The organism is Paenibacillus sp. 2KB_22, from assembly GCF_052115745.1.
GTDB lineage: Bacteria > Bacillota > Bacilli > Paenibacillales > Paenibacillaceae > Paenibacillus.
Genome location: NZ_JBFRHG010000002.1, coordinates 1615138 through 1641685, shown reverse-complemented (window position 1 = coordinate 1641685; position 26548 = coordinate 1615138). Strand labels below are relative to the sequence as shown.

Annotated in this window: 29 protein-coding genes; 23 read left to right on the top strand and 6 right to left on the bottom strand. The window is 46.6% G+C overall.

Annotated elements, in window-relative coordinates; translation table 11 throughout:
• Positions 1–82 precede the first annotated feature (82 nt).
• A complete protein-coding gene (locus tag AB4111_RS18360; RefSeq protein WP_074096159.1) occupies positions 83–499 on the top strand; it encodes a hypothetical protein in 417 nt (138 codons plus the stop codon).
• Positions 500–622: 123 nt separating this feature from the next.
• The gene (locus tag AB4111_RS18355) at positions 623–1417 is read left to right on the top strand and encodes a hypothetical protein (protein WP_366349390.1); all 795 of its coding nucleotides are present in this window, start codon (positions 623–625) and stop codon (positions 1415–1417) included.
• A gap of 98 nt (positions 1418–1515) precedes the next feature.
• Here the strand turns inward: AB4111_RS18355 and AB4111_RS18350 are convergent, their stop codons facing one another.
• On the bottom strand, positions 1516–2331 hold the full coding sequence (locus AB4111_RS18350) for a class I SAM-dependent methyltransferase (RefSeq protein WP_442032676.1): 816 nt from the start codon (positions 2329–2331) through the stop codon (positions 1516–1518).
• 73 nt (positions 2332–2404) lie between these two features.
• On the bottom strand, positions 2405–3346 hold the full coding sequence (locus AB4111_RS18345; protein WP_442032675.1) for a helix-turn-helix transcriptional regulator: 942 nt from the start codon (positions 3344–3346) through the stop codon (positions 2405–2407).
• Between the two features lie 88 nt (positions 3347–3434).
• Here AB4111_RS18345 and AB4111_RS18340 point away from each other — a divergent pair, with 88 nt between their 5' ends.
• Complete coding sequence (locus AB4111_RS18340; RefSeq protein WP_442032674.1) at positions 3435–4868, top strand: glycoside hydrolase family 1 protein; 1434 nt, start codon at positions 3435–3437, stop codon at positions 4866–4868.
• Between the two features lie 173 nt (positions 4869–5041).
• On the opposite strand, the gene AB4111_RS18335 is transcribed toward AB4111_RS18340, so the two are convergent.
• Positions 5042–5707 carry a phosphatase PAP2 family protein gene (locus AB4111_RS18335; RefSeq protein WP_442032795.1) on the bottom strand — a complete coding sequence of 222 codons (666 nt, stop codon included), beginning with the start codon at positions 5705–5707 and terminating at the stop codon, positions 5042–5044.
• Positions 5708–5879: 172 nt separating this feature from the next.
• On the opposite strand from AB4111_RS18335, the gene AB4111_RS18330 reads away from it, so the two are divergent.
• Positions 5880–6458 carry a hypothetical protein gene (locus AB4111_RS18330; protein ID WP_442032673.1) on the top strand — a complete coding sequence of 193 codons (579 nt, stop codon included), beginning with the start codon at positions 5880–5882 and terminating at the stop codon, positions 6456–6458.
• A 126-nt stretch (positions 6459–6584) separates the two neighbouring features.
• Here AB4111_RS18330 and AB4111_RS18325 read toward each other — a convergent pair whose 3' ends face one another.
• Both AB4111_RS18325 and AB4111_RS18320 read right to left on the bottom strand, forming a co-directional pair.
• Positions 6585–7361 (bottom strand): AraC family transcriptional regulator, encoded by a 777-nt coding sequence (locus AB4111_RS18325; protein ID WP_442032672.1) that lies wholly within the window; start codon positions 7359–7361, stop codon positions 6585–6587.
• A gap of 19 nt (positions 7362–7380) precedes the next feature.
• Positions 7381–7962, bottom strand: coding sequence for a LysE family translocator (locus AB4111_RS18320; RefSeq protein WP_442032671.1), 582 nt, complete (start codon positions 7960–7962; stop codon positions 7381–7383).
• A gap of 201 nt (positions 7963–8163) precedes the next feature.
• Between AB4111_RS18320 and AB4111_RS18315 the strand changes: the two genes are divergently transcribed.
• The 6 genes from AB4111_RS18315 (at position 8164) to mmsB (ending at position 16560) form a co-directional block, all read left to right on the top strand.
• Positions 8164–9171 (top strand): substrate-binding domain-containing protein, encoded by a 1008-nt coding sequence (locus tag AB4111_RS18315; RefSeq protein WP_442032794.1) that lies wholly within the window; start codon positions 8164–8166, stop codon positions 9169–9171.
• A gap of 91 nt (positions 9172–9262) precedes the next feature.
• The gene (locus AB4111_RS18310) at positions 9263–11134 is read left to right on the top strand and encodes a cache domain-containing sensor histidine kinase (protein WP_442032793.1); all 1872 of its coding nucleotides are present in this window, start codon (positions 9263–9265) and stop codon (positions 11132–11134) included.
• A complete protein-coding gene (locus AB4111_RS18305) occupies positions 11119–12441 on the top strand; it encodes a response regulator transcription factor (RefSeq protein WP_442032670.1) in 1323 nt (440 codons plus the stop codon). The genes AB4111_RS18310 and AB4111_RS18305 overlap by 16 nt, the downstream gene beginning before the upstream one ends.
• 314 nt (positions 12442–12755) lie before the next feature.
• Complete coding sequence (chvE, locus tag AB4111_RS18300) at positions 12756–13841, top strand: multiple monosaccharide ABC transporter substrate-binding protein (protein WP_301290116.1); 1086 nt, start codon at positions 12756–12758, stop codon at positions 13839–13841.
• A gap of 21 nt (positions 13842–13862) precedes the next feature.
• Positions 13863–15413 (top strand): multiple monosaccharide ABC transporter ATP-binding protein, encoded by a 1551-nt coding sequence (mmsA, locus tag AB4111_RS18295; RefSeq protein WP_442032669.1) that lies wholly within the window; start codon positions 13863–13865, stop codon positions 15411–15413.
• Positions 15397–16560 carry a multiple monosaccharide ABC transporter permease gene (gene mmsB, locus AB4111_RS18290; protein ID WP_442032668.1) on the top strand — a complete coding sequence of 388 codons (1164 nt, stop codon included), beginning with the start codon at positions 15397–15399 and terminating at the stop codon, positions 16558–16560. The genes mmsA and mmsB overlap by 17 nt, the downstream gene beginning before the upstream one ends.
• 69 nt (positions 16561–16629) lie before the next feature.
• On the opposite strand, the gene mgtE is transcribed toward mmsB, so the two are convergent.
• On the bottom strand, positions 16630–18000 hold the full coding sequence (mgtE, locus tag AB4111_RS18285) for a magnesium transporter (RefSeq protein ID WP_442032667.1): 1371 nt from the start codon (positions 17998–18000) through the stop codon (positions 16630–16632).
• A 190-nt stretch (positions 18001–18190) separates the two neighbouring features.
• Between mgtE and AB4111_RS18280 the strand changes: the two genes are divergently transcribed.
• The 13 genes from AB4111_RS18280 (at position 18191) to AB4111_RS18220 (ending at position 26545) form a co-directional block, all read left to right on the top strand.
• Positions 18191–18898: a DNA alkylation repair protein gene (locus AB4111_RS18280; RefSeq protein WP_442032666.1), complete on the top strand. Its 708-nt coding sequence runs from the start codon at positions 18191–18193 to the stop codon at positions 18896–18898.
• Between the two features lie 42 nt (positions 18899–18940).
• Positions 18941–19495, top strand: a complete 555-nt coding sequence (locus AB4111_RS18275; RefSeq protein ID WP_442032665.1) for a methylated-DNA--[protein]-cysteine S-methyltransferase — start codon at positions 18941–18943, stop codon at positions 19493–19495.
• A gap of 219 nt (positions 19496–19714) precedes the next feature.
• A complete protein-coding gene (locus AB4111_RS18270; protein WP_442032792.1) occupies positions 19715–20941 on the top strand; it encodes an amidohydrolase in 1227 nt (408 codons plus the stop codon).
• A gap of 127 nt (positions 20942–21068) precedes the next feature.
• Positions 21069–21479 carry a GNAT family N-acetyltransferase gene (locus tag AB4111_RS18265; RefSeq protein ID WP_442032664.1) on the top strand — a complete coding sequence of 137 codons (411 nt, stop codon included), beginning with the start codon at positions 21069–21071 and terminating at the stop codon, positions 21477–21479.
• A 26-nt stretch (positions 21480–21505) separates the two neighbouring features.
• Positions 21506–21961 carry a GNAT family N-acetyltransferase gene (locus AB4111_RS18260; protein ID WP_442032663.1) on the top strand — a complete coding sequence of 152 codons (456 nt, stop codon included), beginning with the start codon at positions 21506–21508 and terminating at the stop codon, positions 21959–21961.
• Between the two features lie 18 nt (positions 21962–21979).
• The gene (locus tag AB4111_RS18255) at positions 21980–22408 is read left to right on the top strand and encodes a GNAT family N-acetyltransferase (protein ID WP_442032662.1); all 429 of its coding nucleotides are present in this window, start codon (positions 21980–21982) and stop codon (positions 22406–22408) included.
• A gap of 40 nt (positions 22409–22448) precedes the next feature.
• Positions 22449–23183 (top strand): DUF1361 domain-containing protein, encoded by a 735-nt coding sequence (locus tag AB4111_RS18250; protein WP_442032661.1) that lies wholly within the window; start codon positions 22449–22451, stop codon positions 23181–23183.
• Positions 23180–23644 carry a DUF6896 domain-containing protein gene (locus AB4111_RS18245; protein WP_442032660.1) on the top strand — a complete coding sequence of 155 codons (465 nt, stop codon included), beginning with the start codon at positions 23180–23182 and terminating at the stop codon, positions 23642–23644. Before AB4111_RS18250 ends, AB4111_RS18245 begins: the two co-directional genes overlap by 4 nt.
• A 38-nt stretch (positions 23645–23682) precedes the next feature.
• Entirely contained in the window at positions 23683–24627 is a 945-nt protein-coding gene (locus AB4111_RS18240; RefSeq protein ID WP_442032659.1) for a GNAT family N-acetyltransferase, read from the top strand.
• Entirely contained in the window at positions 24624–25361 is a 738-nt protein-coding gene (locus AB4111_RS18235) for a metallophosphoesterase family protein (RefSeq protein ID WP_442032658.1), read from the top strand. The genes AB4111_RS18240 and AB4111_RS18235 overlap by 4 nt, the downstream gene beginning before the upstream one ends.
• 42 nt (positions 25362–25403) lie before the next feature.
• Positions 25404–25553 carry a hypothetical protein gene (locus AB4111_RS18230; RefSeq protein WP_167483655.1) on the top strand — a complete coding sequence of 50 codons (150 nt, stop codon included), beginning with the start codon at positions 25404–25406 and terminating at the stop codon, positions 25551–25553.
• Positions 25554–25569: 16 nt separating this feature from the next.
• Positions 25570–26085: a DinB family protein gene (locus AB4111_RS18225; protein ID WP_442032791.1), complete on the top strand. Its 516-nt coding sequence runs from the start codon at positions 25570–25572 to the stop codon at positions 26083–26085.
• 40 nt (positions 26086–26125) lie between these two features.
• The gene (locus tag AB4111_RS18220) at positions 26126–26545 is read left to right on the top strand and encodes an NUDIX hydrolase (RefSeq protein ID WP_442032657.1); all 420 of its coding nucleotides are present in this window, start codon (positions 26126–26128) and stop codon (positions 26543–26545) included.
• Positions 26546–26548: the final 3 nt, after the last annotated feature.

Genomic DNA, 26548 nt, shown 5'->3' with positions numbered 1-26548 from the left:
GCCGCCAGAAGGGTATTCAAGGACAAGCCGCAGTGTTTATAATTTAACTATAAATAAAAATAAAACAAATGAGGTGCTTACTATGGGATGGTTCGGTAAAAAGAACAAACAGGAAGATGCGATTGCTAAAGCGGATAAAATGATGAATAAAGGACTCACTGGCATGATGATGAAAGGTTTCGTATCCAAGGAACATCGGGAGGCAATCAACCAAAGTCTGGATTCGGCAAAGCAGGCACAATTGGCCGCGAGTGGTTCGCTTCCATTAACGGCAACAGCAACGGTGGTGACGATCACCGATACAGGCAAACTGATCAACTTTGATCCGATTGTTGTGCTTGTATTGGATGTGACAGAGACAAACGGTAACCAGTATCAGCGAACATTGGAGACACTGGTGTCCAAAATGCAGATTCCACGAGTTGGAGATCGGGTGGGATTGGGTCAGAATCCAGCGAATCCGTCCGAACTGATCTATATGGGACTGGTGTCCATCTAGAAGGTATATGCTTATGAGACAGTGAAACTCCATTTATGAAATACGTATAACAACGGTGAATAGATATATCGTTAGAGGTATGGATAGAGATAGTAAGAGAAGGATTAAGAGAGGGTGGATCATATGGTAGGTTTCCTGAGATTCATTGGCGTATTAACTGTGTTCGGAGTGGGGTTCTCCCCATTTCTGGCACAGAAGATGTGGGATGATCCGTTTATGATTATGCAGGCATGGTGGTATACTCCGGCGATCTTTGCTGGGTTTGCACTGATCTTTGTTCCTGCGATTTTGAGCAACATTTTCGGCGTAGGTCGAGTCAAGACAGGTTTACCGGCAGTGGGGGTCATTAAGAGCGTACAACAGACAGGCACGTATATTAATGAACAACCGGAGGTTCGATTGGGTCTGACAGTTTCACGTAAGGGGCGCGAGAAATACGATACGGAGATGAAAACCGTTATTCCACTGACCTCCATGGCGCAGTTCCAGCCAGGCAGTTTCATTCCTTTAGTGGTCTCTGTGAAAGATGAGCGCAAGGTAGGGCTTGATATGAAAGGGCAATTATCACAGGAGGATATGCAGCAATTGCTGGATGAAAAGATGGTACAGCAAGGCGTATCCCCTGAGATGATGGATATCGCAAGAACAGGTGAAAAAGCGATGGCCAAGATCCTCGATGTCACTCCACTTGGCAGTGGAGGCAGTAATAAGATCAAGCTTCAACTCAAACTCAGCATAACAAAGACGAATGGTGAAACCTTCAATGTGACAACGCAAAAAGAAATTTTGTCATCTGCGCTGCCGCAGGTGCAGCAAGGCCATATCATTAACGTCATTTATTCAAGACAAGACCCGACAAAATTGGTGTTGGCATTGAATGTACAAGAGCGACAATTAAGTGACCTATTCTCTTCATGAGGATATAGACAAAAGGAGGTCGTACAGGTCATGGTTATGACGTGTACGACCTCCTACGGCATTTGGTATGTAGAAGAGATGCAAGCGACGTACTACTTTTAGACAATACCGAGGCGCATGCGATAAGAAAAGAGGACTCTTCTGGATTCTCCGTCAAATACACGATTAGCCAGCGCTCTGAACTCGTCGGCAGCAGTTAATAGATCATCTGCTCCGAGCTTCAACGCCGTTTGCAAGCCGCCTTGGCTCAAGGCCAGGTTCACGTATCGGTCTGCATCAAAGGTCTCGTGGTGATGAAACACGATTTCCCGGACATATCGGAACAGACCCGACTCCTGAATCTGCTGCAAATGTCCATCCTTGCTCCATTTGTGTGCCTGACTATCCTTGGGAGCCAGACTGGCTGCTCGTTGATCTGCTTCCTTATTCAGCTTCAGATAGGCTTGTTCCAACTGCCAGTTCAGCATTGGTGGCCAGTCACAATCGTAGGCAGCAAATATGCCCCCTGTACGAAGTACTCGTGCAAACTCACGCAGTGTGGGTTGCGGCTCCATCCAGTGAAATGATTGGGAGCAGGTCAGCACATCAACACTGCCATCTGGTAGTCCGAGGTCGTGAGACAAGCCGGACACAAACCGCAAGTTATCCGGCTTCCCGGCAGATTCCCACTTGGATTCTGCTACAGACCTCATGTCATCGCTGGGTTCGAAGCCGATGATGCGTTCTGCCTCATTAAGCCAGATCCACGAAGATAAGCCGGTGCCACAGCCAACATCTGCGACCATGCGCAGAGTGCCGCCAAGATATGTCGTTAGAATATCCACCACTTCAGTGGGAGCAGCTGGTCGGTTCTGATCGTATAACGTACCAAAACCTTTGAAACGTTCCACATTGTTGCGTCTAATGTCTTGCATGGATAAACCTCCTTCGGTCGGATGGATGATGGAGAGTCAGCTGTGATCAAAAGTTGTATAGGCCTATATTATATCATTCATTGTTGGGTAGTTTGTTCATGACGTTCTGCAAATGTTCAACGGCTAGGATATGACGTCTGAGCAATTCCTGTCCAACATGAACAGGCTCGATTACGGTCAGCTCTGAACCAAACGACAGCAGGAAAGAGTAGAGCCATTCCCCTACATTCAGTTCGAGAGACACACGGAGCCTGCCATCAGGCTCTTTTTTAATGAGGGAAGGTTCGAAAAAATCATACACCCGGTATGCAATATTACTGGAGAATGAGAGTGTCAGAGGAGTCAGGATAGGAGCTGCCTCTGATTCAGGATGTGTTGACCCCACATCAACAGGGTGATCGAATTTTCTCGTTAGAAAGGTCAATTGGGTGATCCGTTTCATCTTGAATGTCTCGAATTCTCTCCGATCAGGATCATCATGGATATATCCTTTGAAGTACCATGTACTGTTTTTGAATATAAGCTTCTGTGGCTCCACCGTTGGAATGCTCTTCTCCCCATCCGAATTAACATAGTGAAACGTAATCAGTTGATTGGTTAAAATGGCTTGTTTCACTTGATTAAAAAGTTCTCTCTCTTGCAGGGGGATGCTGCCCCATGGTGAGAAATTGAATTCGATCCAATCCAGCTTATGATCAAACAGGGCGGTCAGTCGTTGCAGCATATGAGCACTATTAAGGTGTGGGATTGCACTGATGCTGTATAGTCCCATCAAAATTTCATTCTGGTCTTCTTCCGACAATAGGGACTTGTCCATGACATAGTTGTCCATCAGATGAATACCGCCATGCTTTCCGGTCGTGGTATAGACGGGAATGCCCGCAGCGCTTAGCCGGTCGATATCACGGTACACCGTACGTACAGAAATCTCGAACATACGGGCGAGTTCGGGCGCAGTGGCCTTCTTTTTCTCCAATAACAAAAGCAACATTCGAAATAATCGGTTATTTTCCATGCTCTGATTATACCATGACAATAGGTGTCAGGGTATGGGTGGTACACTGGTTACATAGTCTTGTTGAGATATGAAGGAGGAACTGGTCATGACAATGAAAGAAGGATTTTACTGGGGTGGCGCAACGGCTGCCAATCAATTCGAAGGTGGATGGAACCAGGGTGGCAAGGGGCCAAGCACGTCTGACATGATGACAGGAGGAACCCACACGATTCCACGCCGGATTACGCCTGTACTGGAAGAGGGCACGTATTATCCAAGCCACGAAGCGGTTGATTTTTACGGGCACTACAAAGAAGACATTGCCATGATGGCAGAGATGGGTTTCAAAATGTTCCGCATGTCCATCAACTGGTCCCGGATCTATCCGAACGGTTACGAACTGGAGCCAAACGAAGAGGGATTGCAGTTCTACGATAATGTCTTTGCCGAGTTGAAAAAATACAATATCGAGCCGCTCGTAACGATCTCCCATTATGAAACGCCATTTGGTCTGACACAGAAGTATAACGGCTGGGCTTCCCGTGAAGTTATCGACTGTTATATCCGTTATTGTACAACTCTCTTCAACCGCTACAAAGATCAAGTGAAATACTGGCTGACATTTAACGAGATCAACTGTCTGACGATGCCGATGGGTGCTTATATGGCTGCAGGTATTCTGTTTGAAGGCAAAGAGACGCTGGTCGACGGAGTGGATGATCCACAGACTCGATTCCAGGCATTACATCACCAATTCGTTGCTAGTGCCAAAGCGGTGAAGCTGGGACACGAGATCAACCCTGATTTCCAGATCGGCTGTATGGTTGCGTTCATGACCACATATCCAAACACATGTAACCCGGACGACATGCTGCTTGCACAGAAGAAAGACCAAATCTCCAACATGATCTGTGGTGATGTTCAGGTTCGCGGGGCGTACCCTGGATTCGCTAAACGTTTCTTCGCCGAAGAGGGCATTAAAATCGAAATGCAACCAGGAGACGAGCAGACACTGCGTGAAGGTTGCGTAGACTTCTACTCCTTCAGTTATTACATGTCTCTGGTAGAAAGTGCAGATGAGTCCCTAGAGAGAGCTGAAGGCAATCTGCTGGGCGGTATCAAAAATCCATATCTCGAAGCTTCCGACTGGGGATGGCAGATCGATCCAAAAGGATTGCGTTACACGTTGAATCATCTGTATGATCGTTACCAGATTCCACTGATGGTCGTTGAGAATGGCCTGGGTGCTGTCGATGTGGTTGAGGAAGATGGCTCCATTCAAGATGACTATCGCATTGATTATCTGAAAGGTCACATTGAACAGATGAAAGAAGCGGTAGCGGATGGCGTAGACCTCATTGCCTACACGATGTGGGGATGTATCGACCTGGTTAGTGCATCCACTGGAGAGATGAAGAAGCGTTATGGCTTCATTCATGTCAACAAGGACAACGACGGTAACGGAGACTTGAGCAGAACACCGAAGAAGAGCTTCCACTGGTACAAAAAAGTTATCGAATCCAATGGTGAAGTGTTATAATTTGGTATAAAAATCAAGACCCGTCTGTTCCTTGAAATAGGACAGGCGGGTTCTTATAGGTTCTGAACTCGTTCAGGATGGATTCAGGATCAAATATAAGAATATAAAAATACCCGGCAATCCTTCAGTTAAGGAAAGCCGGGTATTTCTATAGGTGCGTGGGCTGTAGGAGATTATGCCAGCCTTCTGCTTTGCAGTTGGGACATGCGCTCCAAATGCCGCCCATAAAACCATATGCATGTGGAGAGCCAGCATCCACTTAAGAAGTATCCGCCAACGATATCACTTGGATAATGAACACCCAAGTAGATACGACTTATACCAATGGTCAGTATAAAGACGGCACTGGCAATGATCATCAGTACACGTCCGGTGACGGTGGGTACATGTTTCCAGATGAGAAAGGCCAGTCCGCCATACAGGCTAAATGCGGCCATGGAATGTCCACTGGGGAAGCTATATCCGCTCACTTCAATAATTCGGTTAATGGTAGGTCTGGCACGTTGGAATACCAGCTTGAGCAATGCATTTAACAGGGTTGAACCGGCGAGCACACAAGCGAGGAAGAGTAGTTCGCGTTTGTGTCGCAGGCAAACGTATAACACAATCATTGAAATGATTGTAATGATAACTACAGGCATTTCACTGCCGATCCAGGTGAAAAACTGCATGAATTGTGTCATGCCGGGGGATTCCAACCCCTGAATCCAGCCGATCAGCGTATCATCAAATCGATGAATCTGGTTATCGCTGATGGATAGGGCGATGCTTATAAAAGCGATCATGCATAACGCTGCAACGAGCAGCGGGAATGAGATGTTCTTTTTCCAGTTGTGCATCAAATGTTGAGATCCTCCGTGATCGTTAATTTCGTATGTTGTCTCCTTGCGTATGTTGGACATAACGATATTTGTATTGTGCTATAATTTTACAATAAATATAGCAACAATAAAAATATGTAACCTTTACAACGTTTGTTCAAGCAGAAGATGTAGGAGGGGAGCAGACGGAATGAAACGATGGTTCGTGATGTTTATGTTGGTCTTACTGTTGGTTACATCTGGGTTAGCTCTATTTCCCGGAGAGAAAGTGTACGCTTGCAGTTGTGCCGAGAGTGATGTTCAGAAGAGGTTGGAAACGTATACAACGGTATTTACAGGAGAAGTGGTGAAAAAAGGCGGATCGCAGATATACCGGTATAATGGGGTGAGAGAGTATACCTTTGATGTAGATTCTGCATGGAAGGGAGTCAGTGCCAAAAAGATGAAAATTGTGGGGAAGGGCGGAGGGTCTGACTCCTGTGGCATCCAATTTGAAAAGAATCAGTCTTACCTGATCTTTGCCAGTCTGGATGAACGAGACAACAGGCTGCATACGAATCTGTGCAGTGGGAATGTTCCAATTGAACAAGCTGGAGACGATCTGAAATTGCTGGGTGCGGGAAAGCTTGTAAGTAAAGAAGATTTTGGAGAAACCAATGATGGTGGTGGTGGGCGAAGTGGGCCTTTCTATCTTATCTTATACAGTGCAGTCATTTTATTAGCAGCATTGGCAGTACTGTGGGTCTGGAGACGAAAGAGAAGAATCTGATTGCCCAATGAAAAAAGAAGCCAATCCCGTATAGAGCGTTAAGGAACATTGACGTTCTATACGGGGATTTTCAAGGTGAGGGTCAAAACTGTATCCCATTGGAGTTGGACTATCGTTCCGATAGATCTAATTCAATTGCAACATGTATTCATAAGCTGTGACACCAAAGACCCGTTTGAAATGCCGGTTCAGATGGGTCAGATCAACGAATCCGCAATCGGCAACAGCAGCGTAGACGTCCTTCTGCATTTCGATGGATTGACGGGCACGCTCCACCTTGCAGTTTAAGAAAAACTGGTAGGGGGAAATACCTGCTTGTGACTTGAATTCACGGATAAATTGAAACTTGGACATGCCAAATTCGGCGCTCAGGTTGTCCAGCTTGAGCACATCTTCGGTGCTGCAAAACATCATTTCCTTAGCTTTTCGAACCAGGCTGTCCTGAGGCACCCAGAGCTTGGGATGCATCTCCTTCTGAGCCAGAAGGTGAACCAGATCGAAGACCCGTTCGCTGCACTCGGCTTCGTCCTGTCTGTGCTGAACGGCATCGTTCAGCAGCAGGATCTTCCGCGCAAGCTCGGGATCATAGACGATGGGACTTCCAAAACGCAATTCCTTTTTGCCTATAATCTCCTCTACTAAATCCGGCTTCAGATACAGCATCACGTAATCAATGCCTTCTCTATCATAGGAGCTACCATCATGGGACTGCTCACGATTGAACAACATGACACCATTTTGGTGAGATGCCTGATATCGTCCGTCCAGGTTGTATTGTTGAATGCCACGCAGGGTTACGCCAACCGCGTACTCTTCGTGGCAATGTTTTTTGTATGCAAAATCAGTAAAGCTGGCGGATAGTGCCAGCACGTCTTGTGACTTTTTATAGTTGAACCGTTCCATGCAGCACACCTCCCAAGCTTTAGATCAATCCGGATACTATAATGGCTGAGTATAACAAAAAAAGGGCCATGAGAATACTCAGTAATTTTTGGTGGCGATTCAGCAACGTTCTGAAAACCGTGCCAAACACAACCCAACTGGAGTAGGCCAGAAAACCAATGAAGGTAATGAGCAATACGAACAGGAACGATGAAAATGAGCTTTGGTAAAAGGGAAATACATAGCTTGGAAGGACTGTGAAGGTAAACAAGACCACCTTGGGATTGACAAATTGCATGATAAAACCGTTCCCAAATCCGGTAACTTGTTTCGGTGCATCCTCAGTGGTACCCATCTTGTAGATCTGATACGCCAGATATACCATATAGATGCCGCCGACAATCTGCATCACCTTCAGAATTCCGGGCAACACGTCGGCAAGAAGATGATTAAGGAAAGCTGATGCGGTAAGCAGCAGACCAAATGCCAGCGTAGCTCCCCACACATAGTTCATCGTTTTTCGCGCGCCTACCTTCTGAGTGGACGATAGAATGACGATATTGCTAGGCCCGGGGGTAAAGGTAACGACGATGCAATAGATTAAAAAAGATGCAATATTCATGACGAAGCGCTCCTCTGGTTGTAGTCTAGTTCCATGATCATACGTCCAGTGGGAAAAACCATATAGTACATTATTGCAGCAGGTACACGGATAGCAGCAGGGCTCCGTTTAAAAGATAAGGAGTAGTTTTCTTTTTTTATGATTGCGTTTACAATTTAAACGGAGCATAAGATGATCAGACCACTTGAGGAAGTGAACGTAATGAAGAAAATGCTGCTAGTCTATATTTTGCTAATCTCGGCATTTGCGCTGTATGTGTTGAGATTCGAATATACCAGTCAGGTTAACAGTTCATGGGAGGACCGGGGGCTGCGCGGTGATATCGGAGAGACGTATATCATGATTACATTCCAGTCCGGGCTGGAGTATTGGAAGAGCCCGCTTAAAGGCTTCGAGGATGCCGCGGATGCGCTTGGTGTGACCGTAGAATATCGCGGAGCTACCCGGTATGATGCGAAGGAGCAGACGATGGTGATCGAGCAGGCCATCGCTCGCAAACCCGCAGGCATTGCCATATCTGCGATCGATCCGCAATCGCTAGTTCCAGCGATTAACAAGGCAATCGACGCAGACATCCCTGTTGTATTATTTGACGCGGATGCACCTGATAGCCAGGCCTATTCTTTTCTTGGGACAGATAATTACAAGTCGGGTGTAATGGCTGCCGATAAAATGGCTGAACTGCTGGGTCGTGAAGGGAAGGTTGCAGTTGTAACCCTGCCAGGGCAACAAAATCATGAAGAGCGCACAAAGGGCTTCCGCGATACAATCAAGGCGAGATATCCTTCCATGCAGGTCGTTGAAGTTGCAGACGGACACGGTGATGCGATGGTATCCAGAGACGAAACCCTGAGAATGATGAAGGAACATTCGGATCTGGCAGGAATTTTTGTGACTGAAGCTACCGGAGGAGCAGGAGTGGGAGAAGCCGTTCAGACTTCGGGGGACAGACATCCATTGCAGATTATTTCGTTTGATACCAATAAGGATACATTGGACATGATCAAGAATGGTACAATCTCAGCTACGATTGCACAGGGAACCTGGAATATGGGGTATTGGTCACTCCAATATTTGTTCCATCTGCATCACCAATTAACGGTTCCTGCCCCTTCCTCATCCGGTGAGAATGCACCGCTTCCGGTGATGGTAGATACAGGAATCTCTGTGGTGACACGCTCCGATGTGGATGATTACTATGCCAAATAACATGGGGGATGTTAAGGGTCCAAGGCCTTGGAGCAGGAGAGCGATCCGTTCAACCTTCAGGAATGGAATTCGGCGTTTACGCTTGCGTAATATGCCCCTTCGCTACCAGCTGATGCTGCTTTTTCTGCTATTTGCCATTGTACCTTCCGTAGGACTCGGGTTGCTTGTGAACTGGACGGTGGAGCGGGTTGTTGAACGACAGGTTGAAGGGCATACCATGCAGCTGATTGGCAAAGTGAATGAAGCGTTGAACAGCAAAATGGAGAATTTGCAGAACATGACCTATTTGATTGCATTTGACCCGGATATTGCTGCTTTTATGGACGATAAAATGCCGTTGAATGATGATGATGCAGACAGTGAACCGATGAACATGGGCACAATTGCCGAAACGGAGCAAAATCGGTTATATGGTATCAAGCAAACCTTACAGGGGTTCACAACGTTGTATCCTGAAATAGCCGGAATTGTTCTCGTCAATGGAAGTGGTGACTATATTAGCAACGAGATGTATCCCCGAGCAGAGCAGAGCCTGATCCAGGAAAATTGGTACCAAGAAGCCGCAGCCAATCCGGGCATATTCATGGTATTGGGTCAGCCCAAAGAGCGTAATATCACGACACATGTACGGTATAAGGATGATGAGATTGTATCGGTTGCGCGTTCCATCACGGATGAAGCGTCAGGGCGTGTGCGAGGTGTTATTATGATTGATCTTAAACTAAGGTCCGTCTCTCAGGCTGCTCGCAATGTAACCTTGGGTAAATCTGGTTATGTGATGGTGACGGATGCGCAGGGTCAAAGTGTATACAAGCCGGAGCATCCGTTAATCGAACACATTCCCGCAGATTGGTTCCCCTCCGGGGAGAGTGGCACGTTTACCGCCGAAACCAAGGGTGGAGCGTTATTATTCATGTATCAGTCGTCCACCTTTACGGGGTGGAGAACGGTAGGGGTATTTCCCACAAGAGACTCGATATCCGAAGTACGCCAAATCCAGTTTTACGTGGTTAGCTTTGTATTTGTGGTGTGTTTATTCGGACTGAGCGCCTCTTTATGGTTCTCGCGTTCCATTGCCCAGCCGATCTTCCGGCTCATGTCCTATATGCGCAGGGCGGAGACCGGTAATCTCAGACCAGGCCGGTGGAGCGATCGGGCGGATGAGATTGGTATGCTTGGCAACAGCTATAACCGAATGCTGGCACAGATTCGAGAACTGATATCGCTGAATGAATTGCGAGAACGGCAGAAGCGAGATGCTGAAATGCGAAGTTTGCAGGAGCATATCAAACCACACTTTTTGTACAATACCCTGGATACAATTCATTGGATGGCACGCAAAGAGGGTGCAGACGATGTATCCGGCATGGTTGGCGCGCTATCTCGATTATTTCGGATCGGGCTTAGTAAAGGACAGGATTACATTCCGCTGCACTCCGAGCTTGAGCATATGACCAGTTATCTGCAAATTCAGCAGACACGATACCGCGATCGTCTTCAGTATACATTGAATATTCCAGAGGAACTGCGGGACCTTTTTGTGTTAAAGCTGCTGCTTCAACCCCTGATAGAGAATGCAATTTATCATGGAATCAAGGGCAGGCGTGGGCCGGGACACATTCGGGTGGAGGCCAGATCGGAACATAGCAGACTGCTGCTGACCGTTCAGGATGATGGAGCAGGGATGTCCAACGAAAGGCTTGCCGAAATGTTGCATCTGCTCGAAGCTCCTTTGGCAAGTCTGGAAGCGTCTTCGCCTGGGATCACAGGCAAAAGTTATGGGATGTTGAACGTGCAAGCCCGTCTCCGGCTGTCCTTTGGCGATGAGTACGGTATTGTGCTGGAGAGCGAAGAGGGTCAAGGGACGAGTGTGACCATCATTCATCCGTTGATGCGAGAGCTGCCACCAATCCAGCAAATCAATATCAAAGAGAGGCAGGAGAGTGAATGGGAAAATTCATAAAACCGATAGCGATGACTTTCGCTGAAACGGACGAGACATCTGCATCGAACACGGTAATGGAGATTACGTCGGATAGCCACGTCGCGAAGAAGTATCGCGTGCTCATTGCTGATGATGAACCGATTATTCGGGAGGGGATTCGGGATGCCATTGACTGGACAACGCTCGGGATGGAGGTTGTAGGTGAAGCGGAAGATGGCGAGGAAGCGCTGGAACGGGCAGATGACTTGGATGTAGATATTGTTCTCGTTGATATGAATATGCCATTTCTGAACGGAATCGAACTCATTCGTGCCCTTCAGCAGAAGTGTCCAGGCTGTCGTTACCTTATCATTTCGGGACATGATGAATTTGCATATGCGCAGGAGGCGGTTCGTCTTGGCGTAGAGGATTACATCTTAAAGCCTGTACAAGCAGAACAATTACATGCTGCGCTTGAGCGATTACATCAGCGACTTACGGAAGAGCACCAGAGGACGGTCTATGTACAACAGGCAGCCCATCAGATTGAACGTAATATCCCGCTGCTTCGCCAGCGATTTATGCTGGAGTGGCTGGAAGGGCAGGCTGCAGGGAAGGTTCTGACGGAACAGCTTGAGTTTTTGCGTCTGCCCGCAGTTCCACCTGTGCAGATAGGGATTGTGCGGTGGCCTGCCGCTGAAGCACGTCAGACGATACTGAGAGAGAATGATCGTCAGTTGTTTCTGTTTGCAGTGGAAAATATAATCAGTGAACTGCTGGCAGACCTGCCACATGTTCTGTTTCGGGACGTAAGCGGGTTGATTGGCATATGTCTGTGGCAAGAAGCTCCCGAAGAAATAGAGTCCCTTCTGGAACAGCAGATCAGTTCATGCCTGAATATTGCCATTCATGCTCATCTGGAGATACATGCAGGGACACTGGAAGAAACGCCGGATACGTACCGTCATTGCCGTGAACAGGTATACGAAGAAGTGCAGTTGTCCCCTCTGGTTCGCCGGGCAAAACAACTAATTCAAGAAGAGTATGCTGAGCGGGAACTAACGTTGGAATCGCTCGCTTCCCGCCTGCAAGTATCTGCCGTATATCTTAGTCGTGTGCTGAAGAAAGAGCTGAATGATTCTTTCGTCACGCTTGTCACGCATGCTCGCATTCGCAAAGCCATACAGCTGTTGGACTCCACAACATTGCCGATGCACACCATAGCCGAGCGTGTAGGTTATGACACCCAGCATTATTTCAGCACCGCGTTCAAAAAAACAATGGGTATTTCGCCAGTACAGTATCGAAAGAACGGAGGAACAGCTTATCGTCCTTCGGCGAATTGATTATGGTTGTACAGTTGTTCATTCAGCCATGTGGTACATGAGATGGATGTGTTCTACTTCGTGTGAAGCGAAGCGGAGCATGTCCTTTTTTTAATCCTAAACTGATTCTTTATGGACCAGGCTTACAACTGAAAGTTCCATCAAAAGTTAAATTTTTATAAAAAAGGTTCAAAACGTGCAAAGACCTTGGGGCTCCTGCAATGCTACCATTGGTTTCAGACAGGAACAGCAAGGAACAGGATGACTACATGTATTGTAAGCGTTATCTTATAACTCATTTAGAACCGTATGACGTGAGGAAAGGGGAACTTCATATGAAAAAAGGAGCAATGCTCATCTGGCTTCTGGTGATGACTCTGATGCTCTCGGCCTGCAATCTGGCAGAGAGTGGTCCAGGCAGCAAGGAAAAGGGATATGTCGGTATATCGATGCCGACCAAATCATCAGAGCGATGGGTGGGAGATGGGGAGAATATGGTCCGTCTCTTCCAGGAGCAGGGGTACAAAACCGATCTCCAGTATGCTGAGGATGTAGTCGAGAATCAGATTTCACAGATTGAAAACATGATCACCAAAGGTGTGGATGTGATGGTCATCGCGTCTGTGGATGGCAACACACTGACAGATGTAATCAAGAAGGCGCATGATGAAGGGATCCAAGTGATCTCGTATGACCGGCTCATTCGCAATACGCCTTATTTGACCTATTATGCTACGTTCGACAATTTTAAGGTGGGTGTGCTTCAAGCCTCCTACATCGAACAAAAGCTTGGACTCAAGGATGGAAAAGGACCGTATAACATTGAGTTGTTTGGCGGCTCCCCAGATGATAATAATGCCTATTTCTTCTTCGACGGCGCGATGTCTGTGCTTAAGCCGTACATTGAATCCGGCAAACTGGTTGTACGCAGCAAGCAGATGACGATGTCTCAGATTGCGACCTTGCGCTGGGACGGTGCACTGGCCCAGTCACGGATGGATAACCTGCTGAGTGCCTATTACTCAGGTGATCATCTGGATGCCGTGTTATCTCCTTATGATGGAATCAGTATTGGTATCATCTCATCTTTGAAAGGGATCGGTTACGGTACTTCGAACAAGCCACTGCCTGTTATTACAGGACAGGATGCCGAACTTGCCTCGATCAAGTCGATTGTGGCCGGGGAACAGACGCAGACCGTGTTCAAGGATACGCGGAAGCTAGCCGAGAAGACGGTGGAGATGGCCAATAGTATTTTGCAAGGGAAACAGGCGGAAGTTAATGATGAAAAATCATATAACAACGGAATTAAGATTGTTCCAGCGTATCTCCTAGATCCTATCTCCGTGGATCGTACCAATGTGGAACAGGATATCGTGGGTACCCAGTATTACACGAAGGAAGAAATCGGACTGAAATAATAAATGAAAGGAGCACATCCCATGGCCGGAATCATTCTGGAAATGAAAAACATCACCAAGACCTTTCCTGGCGTTAAAGCGCTGGAAAATGTCAATCTGAAAGTCCGTGAAGGCGAAATTCATTCGATATGTGGTGAAAATGGTGCAGGTAAATCTACGTTGATGAAGGTGTTGAGTGGAGTATATCCACATGGCACGTATGAAGGCGACATTTTATTTCAGGGCAAGAAATGTGAGTTCAAGGATATCAAGCAGAGCGAGGATCTGGGAATTGTCATTATACATCAGGAGTTGGCCCTGATTCCCTACCTTTCGATTGCGGAAAATATATATCTGGGCAATGAACGGGCCCACAGAGGCATTGTGGACTGGAAAGAGACATTTGTGGGTACACGGGAGCTGCTCTCGAAGGTGGGGCTGAGCGAAAATCCGAATACACTCGTATCCAGTATTGGGGTAGGCAAACAGCAACTGGTCGAAATTGCGAAAGCGCTATCTAAAAAGGTACGGCTGCTCATCCTGGATGAGCCAACCGCTGCGCTGAACGAGGACGATAGTGAGAATCTGCTGCAATTGATGCTGGAATTCAAGAAGCAGGGCATCGCCTGTATCCTGATCTCGCACAAGTTGAATGAGGTATCCAAGGTGTCTGATTCCGTGACCATTTTACGGGACGGCAAGACGATTGAGACGTTGGATATGAAGAAGGAGAAAGTGACGGAGGACCGGATTATTAGCGGGATGGTAGGACGTGATCTCACCAGTCGTTACCCGGAGCGTCATGCCACCATAGGTGAAATTATCCTTGAGGTGAAGGACTGGACGGTATATCACGAACATCATGCCGAGCGAAAAGTACTGGATCAGATCCATATGAATATCCGACGTGGTGAGATTGTCGGGATTGCCGGGCTGATGGGGGCTGGGCGTACCGAGCTGGCCATGAGTATCTTTGGCAAATCTTATGGCCGGAATATTACGGGACAGCTTATCAAGAATGGTAAGCCGATCCAGAACAATACCGTCACGGAGGCCATCCAGAACGGGTTTGCTTATGTGACAGAAGACCGCAAGGAATACGGACTCATTCTGATGGATGACATCAAGCGCAATATTTCACTGACGGGTCTCAGCAAGTTGACGCGAAACGCGGTAGTGAACGAGCGCGAAGAAGTGCTGGTAGCGGAAGAGATGAAGAAAAGCATGAACATCAAAGCCCCAAGTATTTTGCAGAAGACCGGTAATTTGAGTGGTGGCAACCAGCAAAAAGTGGTGCTCAGCAAATGGATTTTTGCGGGACCGGATATTCTTATTCTGGATGAACCTACACGTGGGATTGATGTGGGAGCGAAATTCGAAATCTATACCATCATTCATCGGCTTGCTGCGGAAGGCAAGGGCGTACTGGTAATCTCATCCGAGCTTCCGGAGGTTCTTGGCCTGTGTGACCGGATCTACGTAATGAATGCCGGACGAATCACCGGTGAAGTCAGCCGGGAGCAAGCATCGCAGGAAACATTGATGAGATATATGACCAAGTCTGGAGGCGGCAAGCATGGAAATGATAACTAAACTGTTTAAAAATAATATTCGTCAATATGGCATGATTATTGCCTTGGTTGTAATTATGCTTTTGTTCGAGGTACTCACGGGTGGATTATTACTCAAGCCGATTAATATAACGAATCTGATCTTGCAGAACAGCTACATTTTGGTGCTGGCGATCGGAATGGTGCTGGTCATCATTACCGGACATATTGACTTGTCTGTTGGTTCCATTGCAGCCTTTGTCGGTGCTGTTGCCGCAATTATGATGGTAGATTGGCAGCTTCCGGCCTGGCTTGCGGTCATCGCATCCTTGCTGGTGGGCGCTTTGATCGGGGCATGGCAAGGCTTCTGGATCGCATATGTACGAATTCCGGCATTTATCGTGACGCTGGCAGGGATGCTTCTGTTCCGCGGTTTGACGATGATTGTGCTGGAGGGACAGTCGATCTCTCCTTTTCCGGGTGGATTCCAGAAAATAAGCTCGGGTTTCCTGCCGGACATTCACTTCTCAGGCTTCGGTCTGGTATCCATTATTGTAGGTCTTGTACTCACCGTCTGGTACATTGTCAATGAACTGCGTGAACGCCGTTCCCAGCGAAAATATGGCTTCGAGGTTGTGTCACAGGGACTATTTCTGCTCAAATTGATTGTGGTGGCTGCCGTGACCAATCTGTTTACATTTGTACTCGCGAGTTACGCGGGGATTCCGAATATTCTGGTCCTGCTGTTTGTCCTGATCATCGTATACTCCTTCGTAATGAACCGTACCGTTATGGGACGGCATGTGTATGCGCTTGGAGGTAATGAGAAGGCCGCGGGACTGTCCGGAGTCAAAACAAAAAAAGTAACCTTCTGGGTTTTCGTGAATATGGGTACGCTTGCCGCGGTATCCGGGTTGATCTTCGCCGCACGTCTGAATGCCGCTACGCCAAGGGCGGGTACCAACTTTGAGCTGGATGCCATTGCGGCCTGCTTCATCGGGGGTGCTTCCGCAGCAGGGGGCATAGGTACTGTATTTGGTGCCATCATTGGTGGTTTAGTTATGGGTGTGCTGAATAACGGGATGTCCTTGATTGGTCTCGGCATTGACTGGCAGCAGGGAATTAAGGGATTGGTACTGCTGCTCGCTGTGGCGTTTGATATCTATAATAAAAATAAAAGATCGGCGTAACACTGGACAAAATGAAAAAACAGACCTTGATCTCAGGATCAGGTCTGTTTTGCTGTATGCACCACTTATTTACATCAAGGCATCGAGGAAACGTGTGGCGATTCCAAAATAGATAAACAGGGACAAGATATCATTCAATGTGGTGATTAACGGACCAGAAGCGACAGCAGGGTCAACCTTGAAACGACTAAGCAGAAGCGGAATACATGTGCCGGTCAGTGTACCAATCACCAGAGTGAAGAATAGAGAAACCCCAATAATGGCGCCGAGCAGCCAATCCCCTTGCCAGAAATAAGCAATGACGGTGATCAGTAATCCACAGACCAATCCAATCATGATGCCCACTTTGATTTCCCGACCAATCAGTGCGAGTACGGTGGCCTTGTCGAGTTTGCGTCCGATTAGTCCTCGTACCACGACAGCCAGAGATTGTGTTCCTGTATTACCGGTCATACCCGCGATCATCGGCATAAAGAATGCCAATGCGACAACCTGATTCAGTGTGTCCTCGAAGAAATCCACGATGCTTCCCGAGATTAAACCAATCAGCAGAAGCAGAATGAGCCAGGGGAGTCTGCGTCTCACGGCAACGAGTGGTTTGGTATCAAAGTCGATATCTTTACCGCCACCCCCCATCTTGGCCAAATCTTCACTGGCTTCATCCATAATAATATCGATGACATCATCCATTTGGATAATCCCGCATAACCTGTGATTCTCATCTACCACTGGAAGCGCCATAAACTCATAGCGTTGCAGAAGCTGTGCTGCTTCTTCCTGGTCCATATCGACCGTTGCGTGGATCACCCGCCGGGTCATCAGTTCTTCAACCTGGGTCTTGTCGTCAGCCAAGGCAAGGGATCGATAACTCACGACACCGACCAGTTTACCTTCATTATCGGTCACATAGAGGTAACTGGAGGCGGAGATATGCATGGTGCCTTGCGATTGTCGCAAGGCTTCCTTGGCTGTCTCATGGGCGAGCAAGGTCCGATATCGGTCTGTCATGATGCGTCCAGCCGTCTCCGGCGGATAATTAAGCAGGGACCGGATAATGGCAGAGTGGTCCAGATTCATGGTGGACAGCAATTCTTCTCTGCGTTTGGCAGGCAAATCGTGCATGAACCGGATCAGATCACTTTTGTCCATCTGCTGCATGACTTCAAGCGTTCGTTCCGGCCCGAGCCGTTCAAACAGTTGGATCTGTTCGTGCAGCTTCAGGGTCTCGGCGAGATCCGCCAGAGCATCGGGTTTGAACAGGAGCAGAAACCGATTGGTTTCTTCTTCAGGAAACTTTTTATATACGAGTGAGAGGTCGTAGGGATGCAGTTCTTTCACCAATTTATAGAAATCGGGAAGGTTCCGGGATTGCACATGTTGCACGAGTTGTTCGGTGATCTCCTCCACGGAGAAATCTTTCTTGGTATGAGATCCGTTCATATCGACACTCCTTTCTAAACGATCAGCTTCATATTTTTAAACGAAATGGGTTGGCGGTTAAACAAATGGAGGGAAAAGAGAGTAGCCAAAATGATATTGTAATCTTGCTCAAACATTCGATATGGGCTTACAAACAGGCGCTGCAAGGATATACTTGTTATATAGCAACAGACGAGGAGGACGTGTGCGGGTGGAAGCAGAAAATATAAGAACACAATTGCTCAGTCTGGCTGAGCCGGAGTATCAGAAATTCTCGGCTGCGCTTATTCCCAACATCACAAATGTGTTAGGTGTAAGATTGCCAGCCTTACGAAAGATTGCCAAACAGATCGCCGCCGGGGATTGGCGCACGTATCTGGACACGGCAGCGGATGAATACTTTGAAGAAGTGATGCTGCAAGCCATGGTCATTGGACATGTCCAGGCCGATCTGGACGAACTGCTGAAGGCCATTGAAGCATTTGTACCCAAGATCGATAACTGGTCGGTGTGCGACAGCTTCTGTGCGGGATTGAAATATACGAAGGTGCATTCGGAGCCGATGTGGGCATTCTTGCAGCCGTATCTGAGATCAGATCAGGAATATGAAATTCGGTTTGGCGTGGTCATGCTGTTGAATTTTTATCTGGATGAGAAATATATTGATCGGGTTCTAATCGCATTGGATCGGATTCGACACGAAGCGTATTATGTGAAAATGGCGGTTGCGTGGGCGATCTCCATGGCTTATGTGAAACAACCTGAGGTGACTCTGCGTTATCTGAAACATAATACGCTGGACGACTTCACGTATAATAAGGCACTTCAGAAAATCACGGAATCGTATCGGGTTGATCCGGAGAGCAAGCAGATGATCCGCAGTATGAAACGTAAGGTGAAGAAGCAGGTCATCTCCTAGTCCTAGCATGAAGCATTCCACCGGAGAGAGGACAATAAACGGATGAGAAAAAAGTTGATGTACACTACGATGCAGTTGGACGGTCGACCATGGGTGCTAATCGCTACGGAACAAGGATTGTGCCGAGTGGTCATGCCTAACGAAACACTGGAAGACTGGAGCGGCTGGATACAGAAAGTTGCACCTGGCGTGGAACTGGAAGAGAATGAGCATGCGCTGAAACGAACAGGCATGATGGACTGGTTGCAGTCCTATTTTGCAGGGAAACCGATGGCTTATACCAATGAAATTCCACTGGACTTGATTGGAACGAACTTCCAGCAGGAGGTATGGAGAGAACTGGGCCGCGTCCCCTACGGTGAAATTCGGACCTATGGTGACATTGCCACTGCGATTGGAAGACCTTCGGCTGTACGAGCAGTTGGTGCTGCAAATGGGGCCAATCCGATTCCGGTTCTATTACCCTGCCACCGTATTATTGGGGCTAATCGCAAGCTGACCGGGTTCCGTGGAGGGTTGGAGATGAAGCGCAGACTGCTGGATATCGAACAGATTGAAGGCGTGACCGATGGAGGGCATGCACGGTTTCATTTTTAGTAGCTTGGCGTAATCTAGAAGATTAAAGTGATTGGACAGGGCAGGCACGTATTGTGCCTGTTTTTTCGCATGTATTAAGGTAGAGTAATACAAACGTTCCGCATATGGAACACCAACGTTTTACGTATTTTTGCCCGATGAAACGGTATGGTACCATGGATCATAGATCAATCGGTATCCGGGGGACGTAATGCCGGGTAAGAAAAGAGGGATGATATGATGAAGCAGGCTTATTGGTTAACAAACGTGACTATGGAGCGGGGATATGTTCGGGAAGAGGAGCAAGTGACAGGCACACGGACAAGCCCCGCTCATCTGCAGATTGAAGATGGACGGATTGCGGCGATTGTGGAAGGAAACAACCCACTGTCTAACGATCTGCCACAAGTAGATGGCAAGGGACTTTTATTGCTGCCTTCGTTCGAGGAGGCACACATTCATCTGGATAAAACCTACTACGATGGACCATGGACAGCGGTTAAACGGATATCCAGTATTTTCGATCGCATTGAAGAAGAGAAGGTTCTGTTGCCCAAGCTGCTACCAGATGCAAAGCGTCAAGCGGAGCGTATTCTGACCTTGATCCAGGGATACGGCTCCACTCATGTACGTAGTCATTGCAATATTGAACCTGTCAGTGGGTTGAACAGACTGGAAGCGACGCGGAAGGCTCTGGAATCATTTTCAGGGAAAATCTCTTCGGAAATCGTGGCTTTCCCGCAGCATGGACTACTTCGCTCGAATTCAGTGGAGCTAATGGGAAAAGCGATGCAGGAAGGTGCAACGCATGTGGGTGGGCTCGATCCCCATACCGTGGACGAAGACATCGAGAAATCACTGAATGCCATGGTTGAACTGGCTGTTCAGCACCAGGCGGGCATTGACATACATCTGCATGATGGAGGGCAGGCCGGCAAACAAACGCTGCTGGAACTCGTCAATCTGACCGAAGCAGCAGGGCTTCAGGGCAAAGTTACCGTGAGTCATGCGTTCTGGTTCGCCCGTGCAGAACAGCAGGAAGCGAAAGATATGGCGCAGCGAATGGCTTCGCTCGGGATGAGCATCGCTTCCACGGTGCCCATTGGCAGAACGATGATGCCTCTTCCCATGCTCCAACGTATGGGCGTGAACGTGAAGCTGGCCACAGACAGCCTGACGGATCATTGGTCTCCTTTTGGCAATGGAGATCTGCTTGAGAAAGCGGGACGTTTCGCGGAACTGTATGGATATAGCGACGAACTGTCCTTGTCTCAATCTCTGGCATTCGTAACAGGGGGGATCACACCGCTGGATTCAGAAGGAGAACAGGTGTGGCCGAAGGTGGGAGACACAGCGAGCTTTGTATTGGTGCATGCAAGTTGTTCGGCGGAAGCCGTTGCGCGGCGATCGGCGCGGCAGGCTGTATGGTACAAGGGGCAATTGGTGAGCGGATCGACATCGGATTGAGAAAAATAGAGCGGGTACAGCCACGGGGAACCGTGGTTTTTTGGCATGGAAAAAAAGAGGAAGGAACTGTTCGCAACTGCCACATTTTGGGTTATGATGGACGTAGTTATTGAAGGGAGCAATACGAATGAAGATTGAATATGCAACGGAAGCTGACTACGACTATATCATGGATAGAGATCGGCATATCCATCATGCACTTGTGAAAACGAAGATCAATGAGAAAGAAATATTCATCCTATGGGACGAGGACGAGGGATCAAGAGTTGGATGGATGAGGTACGGTTACTTTTGGGACAACCTTCCCTTCATGAATATGATCTGGATAGATGAACCCTATCGAAACGGCGGATATGGCAAAAAAGTAGTGCATCACTGGGAAAGTCTAATGAAGCAACAAGGCTTCGATACCGTGATGACTTCAACGCAATCAGACGAACATGCCCAACACTTCTATCGGAAGCTGGGGTATGTTGACGCAGGGGCTCTCTTGCTGGATACACAACCTTTGGAGATTATATTGATCAAGAAAATATAGTAAATAAGCTGCAAGGAGAGATGATTGTGGATATAGAGCAAGTAACCCTACAACCCATAACCAAAGAAAATGAACTTGAGTGCATCCGCCTTAAACCACGGGAAGATCAGCTGGAGTTGGTCGCAAGCAATGCGGATTCATTGATTCATGCAACGAAGGAAATTACGTCCAAGCCATACGGTATTTTTGCAGAAAATCAGATGGTCGGGTTTATTTTATTTGATAATGAGATCTACAATGACGGGTATTACTGGATTCTGCGCTTCATGGTTGACGAGAAGTACCAGGGGAAGGGTTACGGCAAACTTGCTATTCAAGAAGTGATTCGTATGTTGCAAGAGAGAAGTGATTGCCAGCAAATCAGGGTATCTCATGTTCCGCATAACATTGCGGCAAATGCGCTGTATAAGCGGTGCGGATTTCAGGACACGGGTGAACTCGAGGACAACGGTGATATCATTTTAAGTTATCAAGTGAGGTAACAGGGAGGGCAAGCTCTGATGATTAGAGAGGCAGAGGCTAGGGATGCATCGGTGATTGAAAGGTTGTACACAGAATTATTGCCTAATAACTTAAACACAAAGGTACTGGCAGAACGGATTGAAGAGGTTCGGAATAATCCAAACAGTTTCTTGTTCGTTTATGAACTGGGTGATCAGGTGATCGGCACGGCTCATTTACATATTTGTCTGGATGCTTTGGTGGAAAATAGACCCTTCGGCGTCGTTGAGCGGGTTATTATTACGGAACATGTGCAGAGCAAGGGATATGGTTCTGAATTGATGAAATATGTGGAAGACGTATGTGTACAGAAAAGTTGTGTGAAGGTGTTTCTTACCAGTGGATCATCCAGAAACGAAGCACATCATTTTTATACGAAATTGGGGTACAACGGAGAATCCAGCAAGGCATTTAAAAAGTATTTATAACTTATAACATTCATAAGGAAAAGGAAGTAGAAGCAAAGAAATGAAAGATAACAAACATCCGGTGCAAGATCTCCGACTCATCGTTACCTTGTTCGTGGCTACTTGTTGTTGTTTAGGTGTTGTGATGTATTTACGGGCCCAAACAGATACGAATATGTATCGCTTTTTAAGTTGGGATATGTTTCTGGCGTGGGTACCATTCATTATCTCATCCTGTATTAGATACATATTCAATAAGAAATCAACCACAACAAGCGTTATATGTATGTGGTTGATGTGTGCAGTATGGCTCTTTTTTCTGCCCAATGCGGCCTACCTTTTTACAGAGATTCTGCACTCATTCAGATATTTTGATGCTCAAGGGGAGGTTAGATTTTGGGTTAATATTGATTTTTGGTATGGACTCACCCTGACGTTTGCCGTAGCGATCATCGGATTGCTGCTCTCGACTTGTTCGATTATTCAAATCCACGGAATGTTAAACCAATTAATAAATAAGTACATTAGTATGATGGTTGTCGGTGTTATTTTGCTATTGAGCAGTATAGGGGTCTACATTGGCAGATTTAATCGGTGGAATTCGTGGGATATATTATCCCGACCGGGGAAGATCTTTGTGGATCTTGTGAATGATTTTAATGCAGCGAACAGCATAATGGTTAAGTTTGTCGCCATTGTATTTACGGTTCAACTTTTTGGATACGTTATCTTCTCTTTGCTAACCGCAAGGTCTAGCAGTTCATCTTCATTGGAAAGGACAAAGGATCTGAAATGATAAAATCGATAACACAGGAAATCAACGAAAAATTATTAATGGCAATGGATATGTACCAAAAAATTGCGCGGCAATTGATCGACCAACTGATATTGGAAACCGATCAGCCTGATCGAACGGCAATTCTCGCAGGGGCGTACCATCTGCTGTCCAATGCGGATGTAATCCATGGAGAAGAAGAATTAACGGGAAACTGGTATTTTGATGTTCATGGCGAGCACTGTATGTTCAAGAATACGGAAACAGGGCAGACATTGGAGGTTTTCCTTGGTAGTCCAGAGGATGTGGGCAACATGGACCCCTACTTTTTTTACAATTTCATCAAAACAACACCTGAGCTTGCATACTTGACTTCGTATTTCGAGAATCCGTTTAAGGACATGTTGGATTTCTTCGAACGTTTGGAAGCGGAGCATTTGTTAATTCATGTTCACGGGGTGGCATATAGAAAGGTTCTTTGATTGCTGTACATGTAATTAGAATTAAGGAGGAATGACGTATGAGTATAACGGAATGGTCCACAGATATACTTCAATATGATCTGTCGGATGAATATTCGATTCGCAGAGCTGATTTTGCCGAATGGGGATTATTTTGCACGGTTTATTATGATATGCGTTATGTCGGATTTTTCAGGGAAGAAGAGTTCAGTTCTTCCAAGATCAGTGCCTACTGGATTTACAAAGGGGAAAGCAAAATAGGTGGCGTGAGAATGGAGCCTAACCGGATGTATCATTTGTTTTTTATCCCGCCATTCCAGCAGTGCTTTGAGGTATTGAAACTTCTGAAGCATACATTAGTAAAGTGGTCGGATCGCACGAAACGCATTCTGACCTTTGAGATTCTCCCGGACCAAGTCGATCTGTTCGCCAGAGCTGGGTTCTGGCCAGTGGAGTTCAGATGTCGCTGGATGCAGCGGCCTACTGATCATTTTGACATCGAATGGGACAGCAGGGTAACTGTGAAGAGTCCAGAGATTATCGAGAGCGAAACCGGCAACAGAAGATATGTGAATGAAGATGAGATTGCCAGATGTGACATGGAGAGTTTTGCAGGAAGTCTTGAAGCTACGCGAAGAAAACATACCTCTCTTTCAGATTTTATACCTAGCGATGACCCTAATTATACGAATGAAATGCTGACCCAAGCTTCCACGCTTGTATACGATAAGGAAACGGGACAGCTTATTGCCAATTGTCGCTTGTGCTTGCAGGATAATCAGGCTGCCGTATATAGCATCGGGGTTCGGCCGGCATATAGGGGCAGAGGGCTTGCTACACTGATGTTACAGAGAGCATTAAATGAACTTAAGGGTAAATATCCTGTTCTGCGATTGTATGTGATGCAAGGGAATGATGCGGAGTCCGTATATCTGAATCTGGGGTTTATTCCGGGCGTACAGGAGATTCAGACGATGTACATTCCAGAGGAGGAATCACAATGAAGGTTGCCATCTTAACCGATATCCATGGGAATGTTCCTGCGCTTCAAGCGGTATTGGCTGATATGGATTCCAGAGGAGACATTGAGCATACATTTTGTTTGGGGGATATGATCGGCATTGGCCCTTACTCTAATGAAGTGATTGAGATGTTGTACAGCCGTGAAAATATGATAGCGATCTCCGGGAATCACGAAGAGGCCGTATTGAGTTTGCTCAAACATAAGGGACCATTAGAAGGGCACAAAGGCATGGCTGAACACCACGAATGGATAGGTCAACATCTAAGTGTAGAGTCGATCAAGAGAATTCAGGCTCTACCGAAGTTTGTTGAAAAAGAGGTCGAAGGACGTCGGTTCCTTTTGACTCACTATCATATGAGCAACGACAAGCTGGATGTCATCGATAAAGAATCATCCGGAACCAAATTGGATGCGAAGTATCAAGGGACGGCCCATGATTTGGTTTGTTTTGGTCATCATCATATTCTTCATTATTATAGGACAGATCAACGAATCTATATGAATCCGGGAGCTTTAGGCTGTAATGATCTTGCCATTGCCAGATATGGCATTGTGGATCTCCAAGAGGGGAACATTGATGTGAAATTCATTGGCGTTCCATATGACAACAGGGAGTATCTGCAATCGTATGAACGGTTGAACGTTCCGGATCGGGCTTTTATTTTGAAGGCATTTCATGGGAATCAGTTGGAGAGAGAGTACATGGGAGAGTGATTCTCGTAACAGCGTTTTGTTTTTTGGGAAGGAGAAATGCACATGGGAATGATCATTATGTTGGTGGTTTATCTGTTCCTCGGTATTTATGTTGTGAAAGTTGGAATAGATAACTCAAAAAATAGTCAGCACACAAAAGAAATATTATCAGAGTTAAGGGAAATAAAAGACTTATTGAAAGAGCGAAGGTAAAGGAGGAGTGATGACTATGATTCACGACCTACAAGGGGAAGCCAATATGACACCTGTTGTTGGGATGTTATTATCCGCTGTAACAGAAAATAGCCAACGACTTAAATCAATTACAGAAGGTATGTCGCAAGAAGAAGTGGATTACAAAGGGGAAAACAACCAGTTTAATAGTACAGCTCAATTAATCCGACATATTACGTTCGTTGATATGAATTGGGTTTATAGAATAAAGGGAGCTGTCCTTCCTCAGCGTTTAATAGAGCAATATGGCCCTATGATCGATGCAAATAATAGACTCCCGCTGGTTCAAGGTGTGGCACGTGACACACTTATCTCTCAATATGAGGGTGTATTAACCCTTCTAAAAGAGACATGCACACATTTAGCGGATGCTGATCTAGATCGAGTCGTTACTTTTGGACATCAGAACGAAAAGCAAGCTACGATCCGTTGGGGATTATGGCACATGGCTGACCATAACCGTTATCATCAAGCTCATATTAATCAGTTAAGAAGATGGTTCCAAACATAAACTGATTACTAGTACAAAAAGGGGGAGGGCGATTAAGCACTTGGAAAATAAAATGGTAACTGTCATAAAAGGACTAATCGAGAATGAAGGCAGAGTGTTAATTGTAAAGCGCTCACTAGTGGATGAGGTAGGCGCGGGAAGTTGGGAGACAGTAGGGGGGAAACTTCACTTCGGAGAAGAATTGGAAGAGGCTCTGATTCGTGAAGCTAGAGAGGAAGTTGGCATTAAAGTTCAAATAGATGAATTACTGTTTGCTAATACGTTCTTTACCGATCCTCATCGACAGGTCATTCTTCTAATGTATTTGTGCAGAACCAAAGATCATCAAGTGAATCTTTCAGAAGAACATAGTGAATACAAGTGGGCAACCAGATCTGAATTATATCATTACCTGCCCTATGCAATTACTTCAGATCTGGAGAAATATAATGTTTTTGAGAAAATCAAGTTAATCGATTAGGTG

Excerpts from the sequence above, each read along its gene's own strand:
- AB4111_RS18360 (WP_074096159.1), top strand. The coding sequence starts at position 83 with ATGGGATGGTTCGGTAAAAAGAACAAACAGGAAGATGCGATTGCTAAA.
- AB4111_RS18355 (WP_366349390.1), top strand. The coding sequence starts at position 623 with ATGGTAGGTTTCCTGAGATTCATTGGCGTATTAACTGTGTTCGGAGTG.
- AB4111_RS18350 (WP_442032676.1), bottom strand. The coding sequence starts at position 2,331 with ATGCAAGACATTAGACGCAACAATGTGGAACGTTTCAAAGGTTTTGGT.
- AB4111_RS18345 (WP_442032675.1), bottom strand. The coding sequence starts at position 3,346 with ATGGAAAATAACCGATTATTTCGAATGTTGCTTTTGTTATTGGAGAAA.
- AB4111_RS18340 (WP_442032674.1), top strand. The coding sequence starts at position 3,435 with ATGACAATGAAAGAAGGATTTTACTGGGGTGGCGCAACGGCTGCCAAT.
- AB4111_RS18335 (WP_442032795.1), bottom strand. The coding sequence starts at position 5,707 with ATGCACAACTGGAAAAAGAACATCTCATTCCCGCTGCTCGTTGCAGCG.
- AB4111_RS18330 (WP_442032673.1), top strand. The coding sequence starts at position 5,880 with ATGAAACGATGGTTCGTGATGTTTATGTTGGTCTTACTGTTGGTTACA.
- AB4111_RS18325 (WP_442032672.1), bottom strand. The coding sequence starts at position 7,361 with ATGGAACGGTTCAACTATAAAAAGTCACAAGACGTGCTGGCACTATCC.
- AB4111_RS18320 (WP_442032671.1), bottom strand. The coding sequence starts at position 7,962 with ATGAATATTGCATCTTTTTTAATCTATTGCATCGTCGTTACCTTTACC.
- AB4111_RS18315 (WP_442032794.1), top strand. The coding sequence starts at position 8,164 with ATGAAGAAAATGCTGCTAGTCTATATTTTGCTAATCTCGGCATTTGCG.
- AB4111_RS18310 (WP_442032793.1), top strand. The coding sequence starts at position 9,263 with ATGCCCCTTCGCTACCAGCTGATGCTGCTTTTTCTGCTATTTGCCATT.
- AB4111_RS18305 (WP_442032670.1), top strand. The coding sequence starts at position 11,119 with ATGGGAAAATTCATAAAACCGATAGCGATGACTTTCGCTGAAACGGAC.
- chvE (WP_301290116.1), top strand. The coding sequence starts at position 12,756 with ATGAAAAAAGGAGCAATGCTCATCTGGCTTCTGGTGATGACTCTGATG.
- mmsA (WP_442032669.1), top strand. The coding sequence starts at position 13,863 with ATGGCCGGAATCATTCTGGAAATGAAAAACATCACCAAGACCTTTCCT.
- mmsB (WP_442032668.1), top strand. The coding sequence starts at position 15,397 with ATGGAAATGATAACTAAACTGTTTAAAAATAATATTCGTCAATATGGC.
- mgtE (WP_442032667.1), bottom strand. The coding sequence starts at position 18,000 with ATGAACGGATCTCATACCAAGAAAGATTTCTCCGTGGAGGAGATCACC.
- AB4111_RS18275 (WP_442032665.1), top strand. The coding sequence starts at position 18,941 with ATGAGAAAAAAGTTGATGTACACTACGATGCAGTTGGACGGTCGACCA.
- AB4111_RS18270 (WP_442032792.1), top strand. The coding sequence starts at position 19,715 with ATGAAGCAGGCTTATTGGTTAACAAACGTGACTATGGAGCGGGGATAT.
- AB4111_RS18265 (WP_442032664.1), top strand. The coding sequence starts at position 21,069 with ATGAAGATTGAATATGCAACGGAAGCTGACTACGACTATATCATGGAT.
- AB4111_RS18255 (WP_442032662.1), top strand. The coding sequence starts at position 21,980 with ATGATTAGAGAGGCAGAGGCTAGGGATGCATCGGTGATTGAAAGGTTG.
- AB4111_RS18250 (WP_442032661.1), top strand. The coding sequence starts at position 22,449 with ATGAAAGATAACAAACATCCGGTGCAAGATCTCCGACTCATCGTTACC.
- AB4111_RS18245 (WP_442032660.1), top strand. The coding sequence starts at position 23,180 with ATGATAAAATCGATAACACAGGAAATCAACGAAAAATTATTAATGGCA.
- AB4111_RS18240 (WP_442032659.1), top strand. The coding sequence starts at position 23,683 with ATGAGTATAACGGAATGGTCCACAGATATACTTCAATATGATCTGTCG.
- AB4111_RS18235 (WP_442032658.1), top strand. The coding sequence starts at position 24,624 with ATGAAGGTTGCCATCTTAACCGATATCCATGGGAATGTTCCTGCGCTT.
- AB4111_RS18230 (WP_167483655.1), top strand. The coding sequence starts at position 25,404 with ATGGGAATGATCATTATGTTGGTGGTTTATCTGTTCCTCGGTATTTAT.
- AB4111_RS18225 (WP_442032791.1), top strand. The coding sequence starts at position 25,570 with ATGATTCACGACCTACAAGGGGAAGCCAATATGACACCTGTTGTTGGG.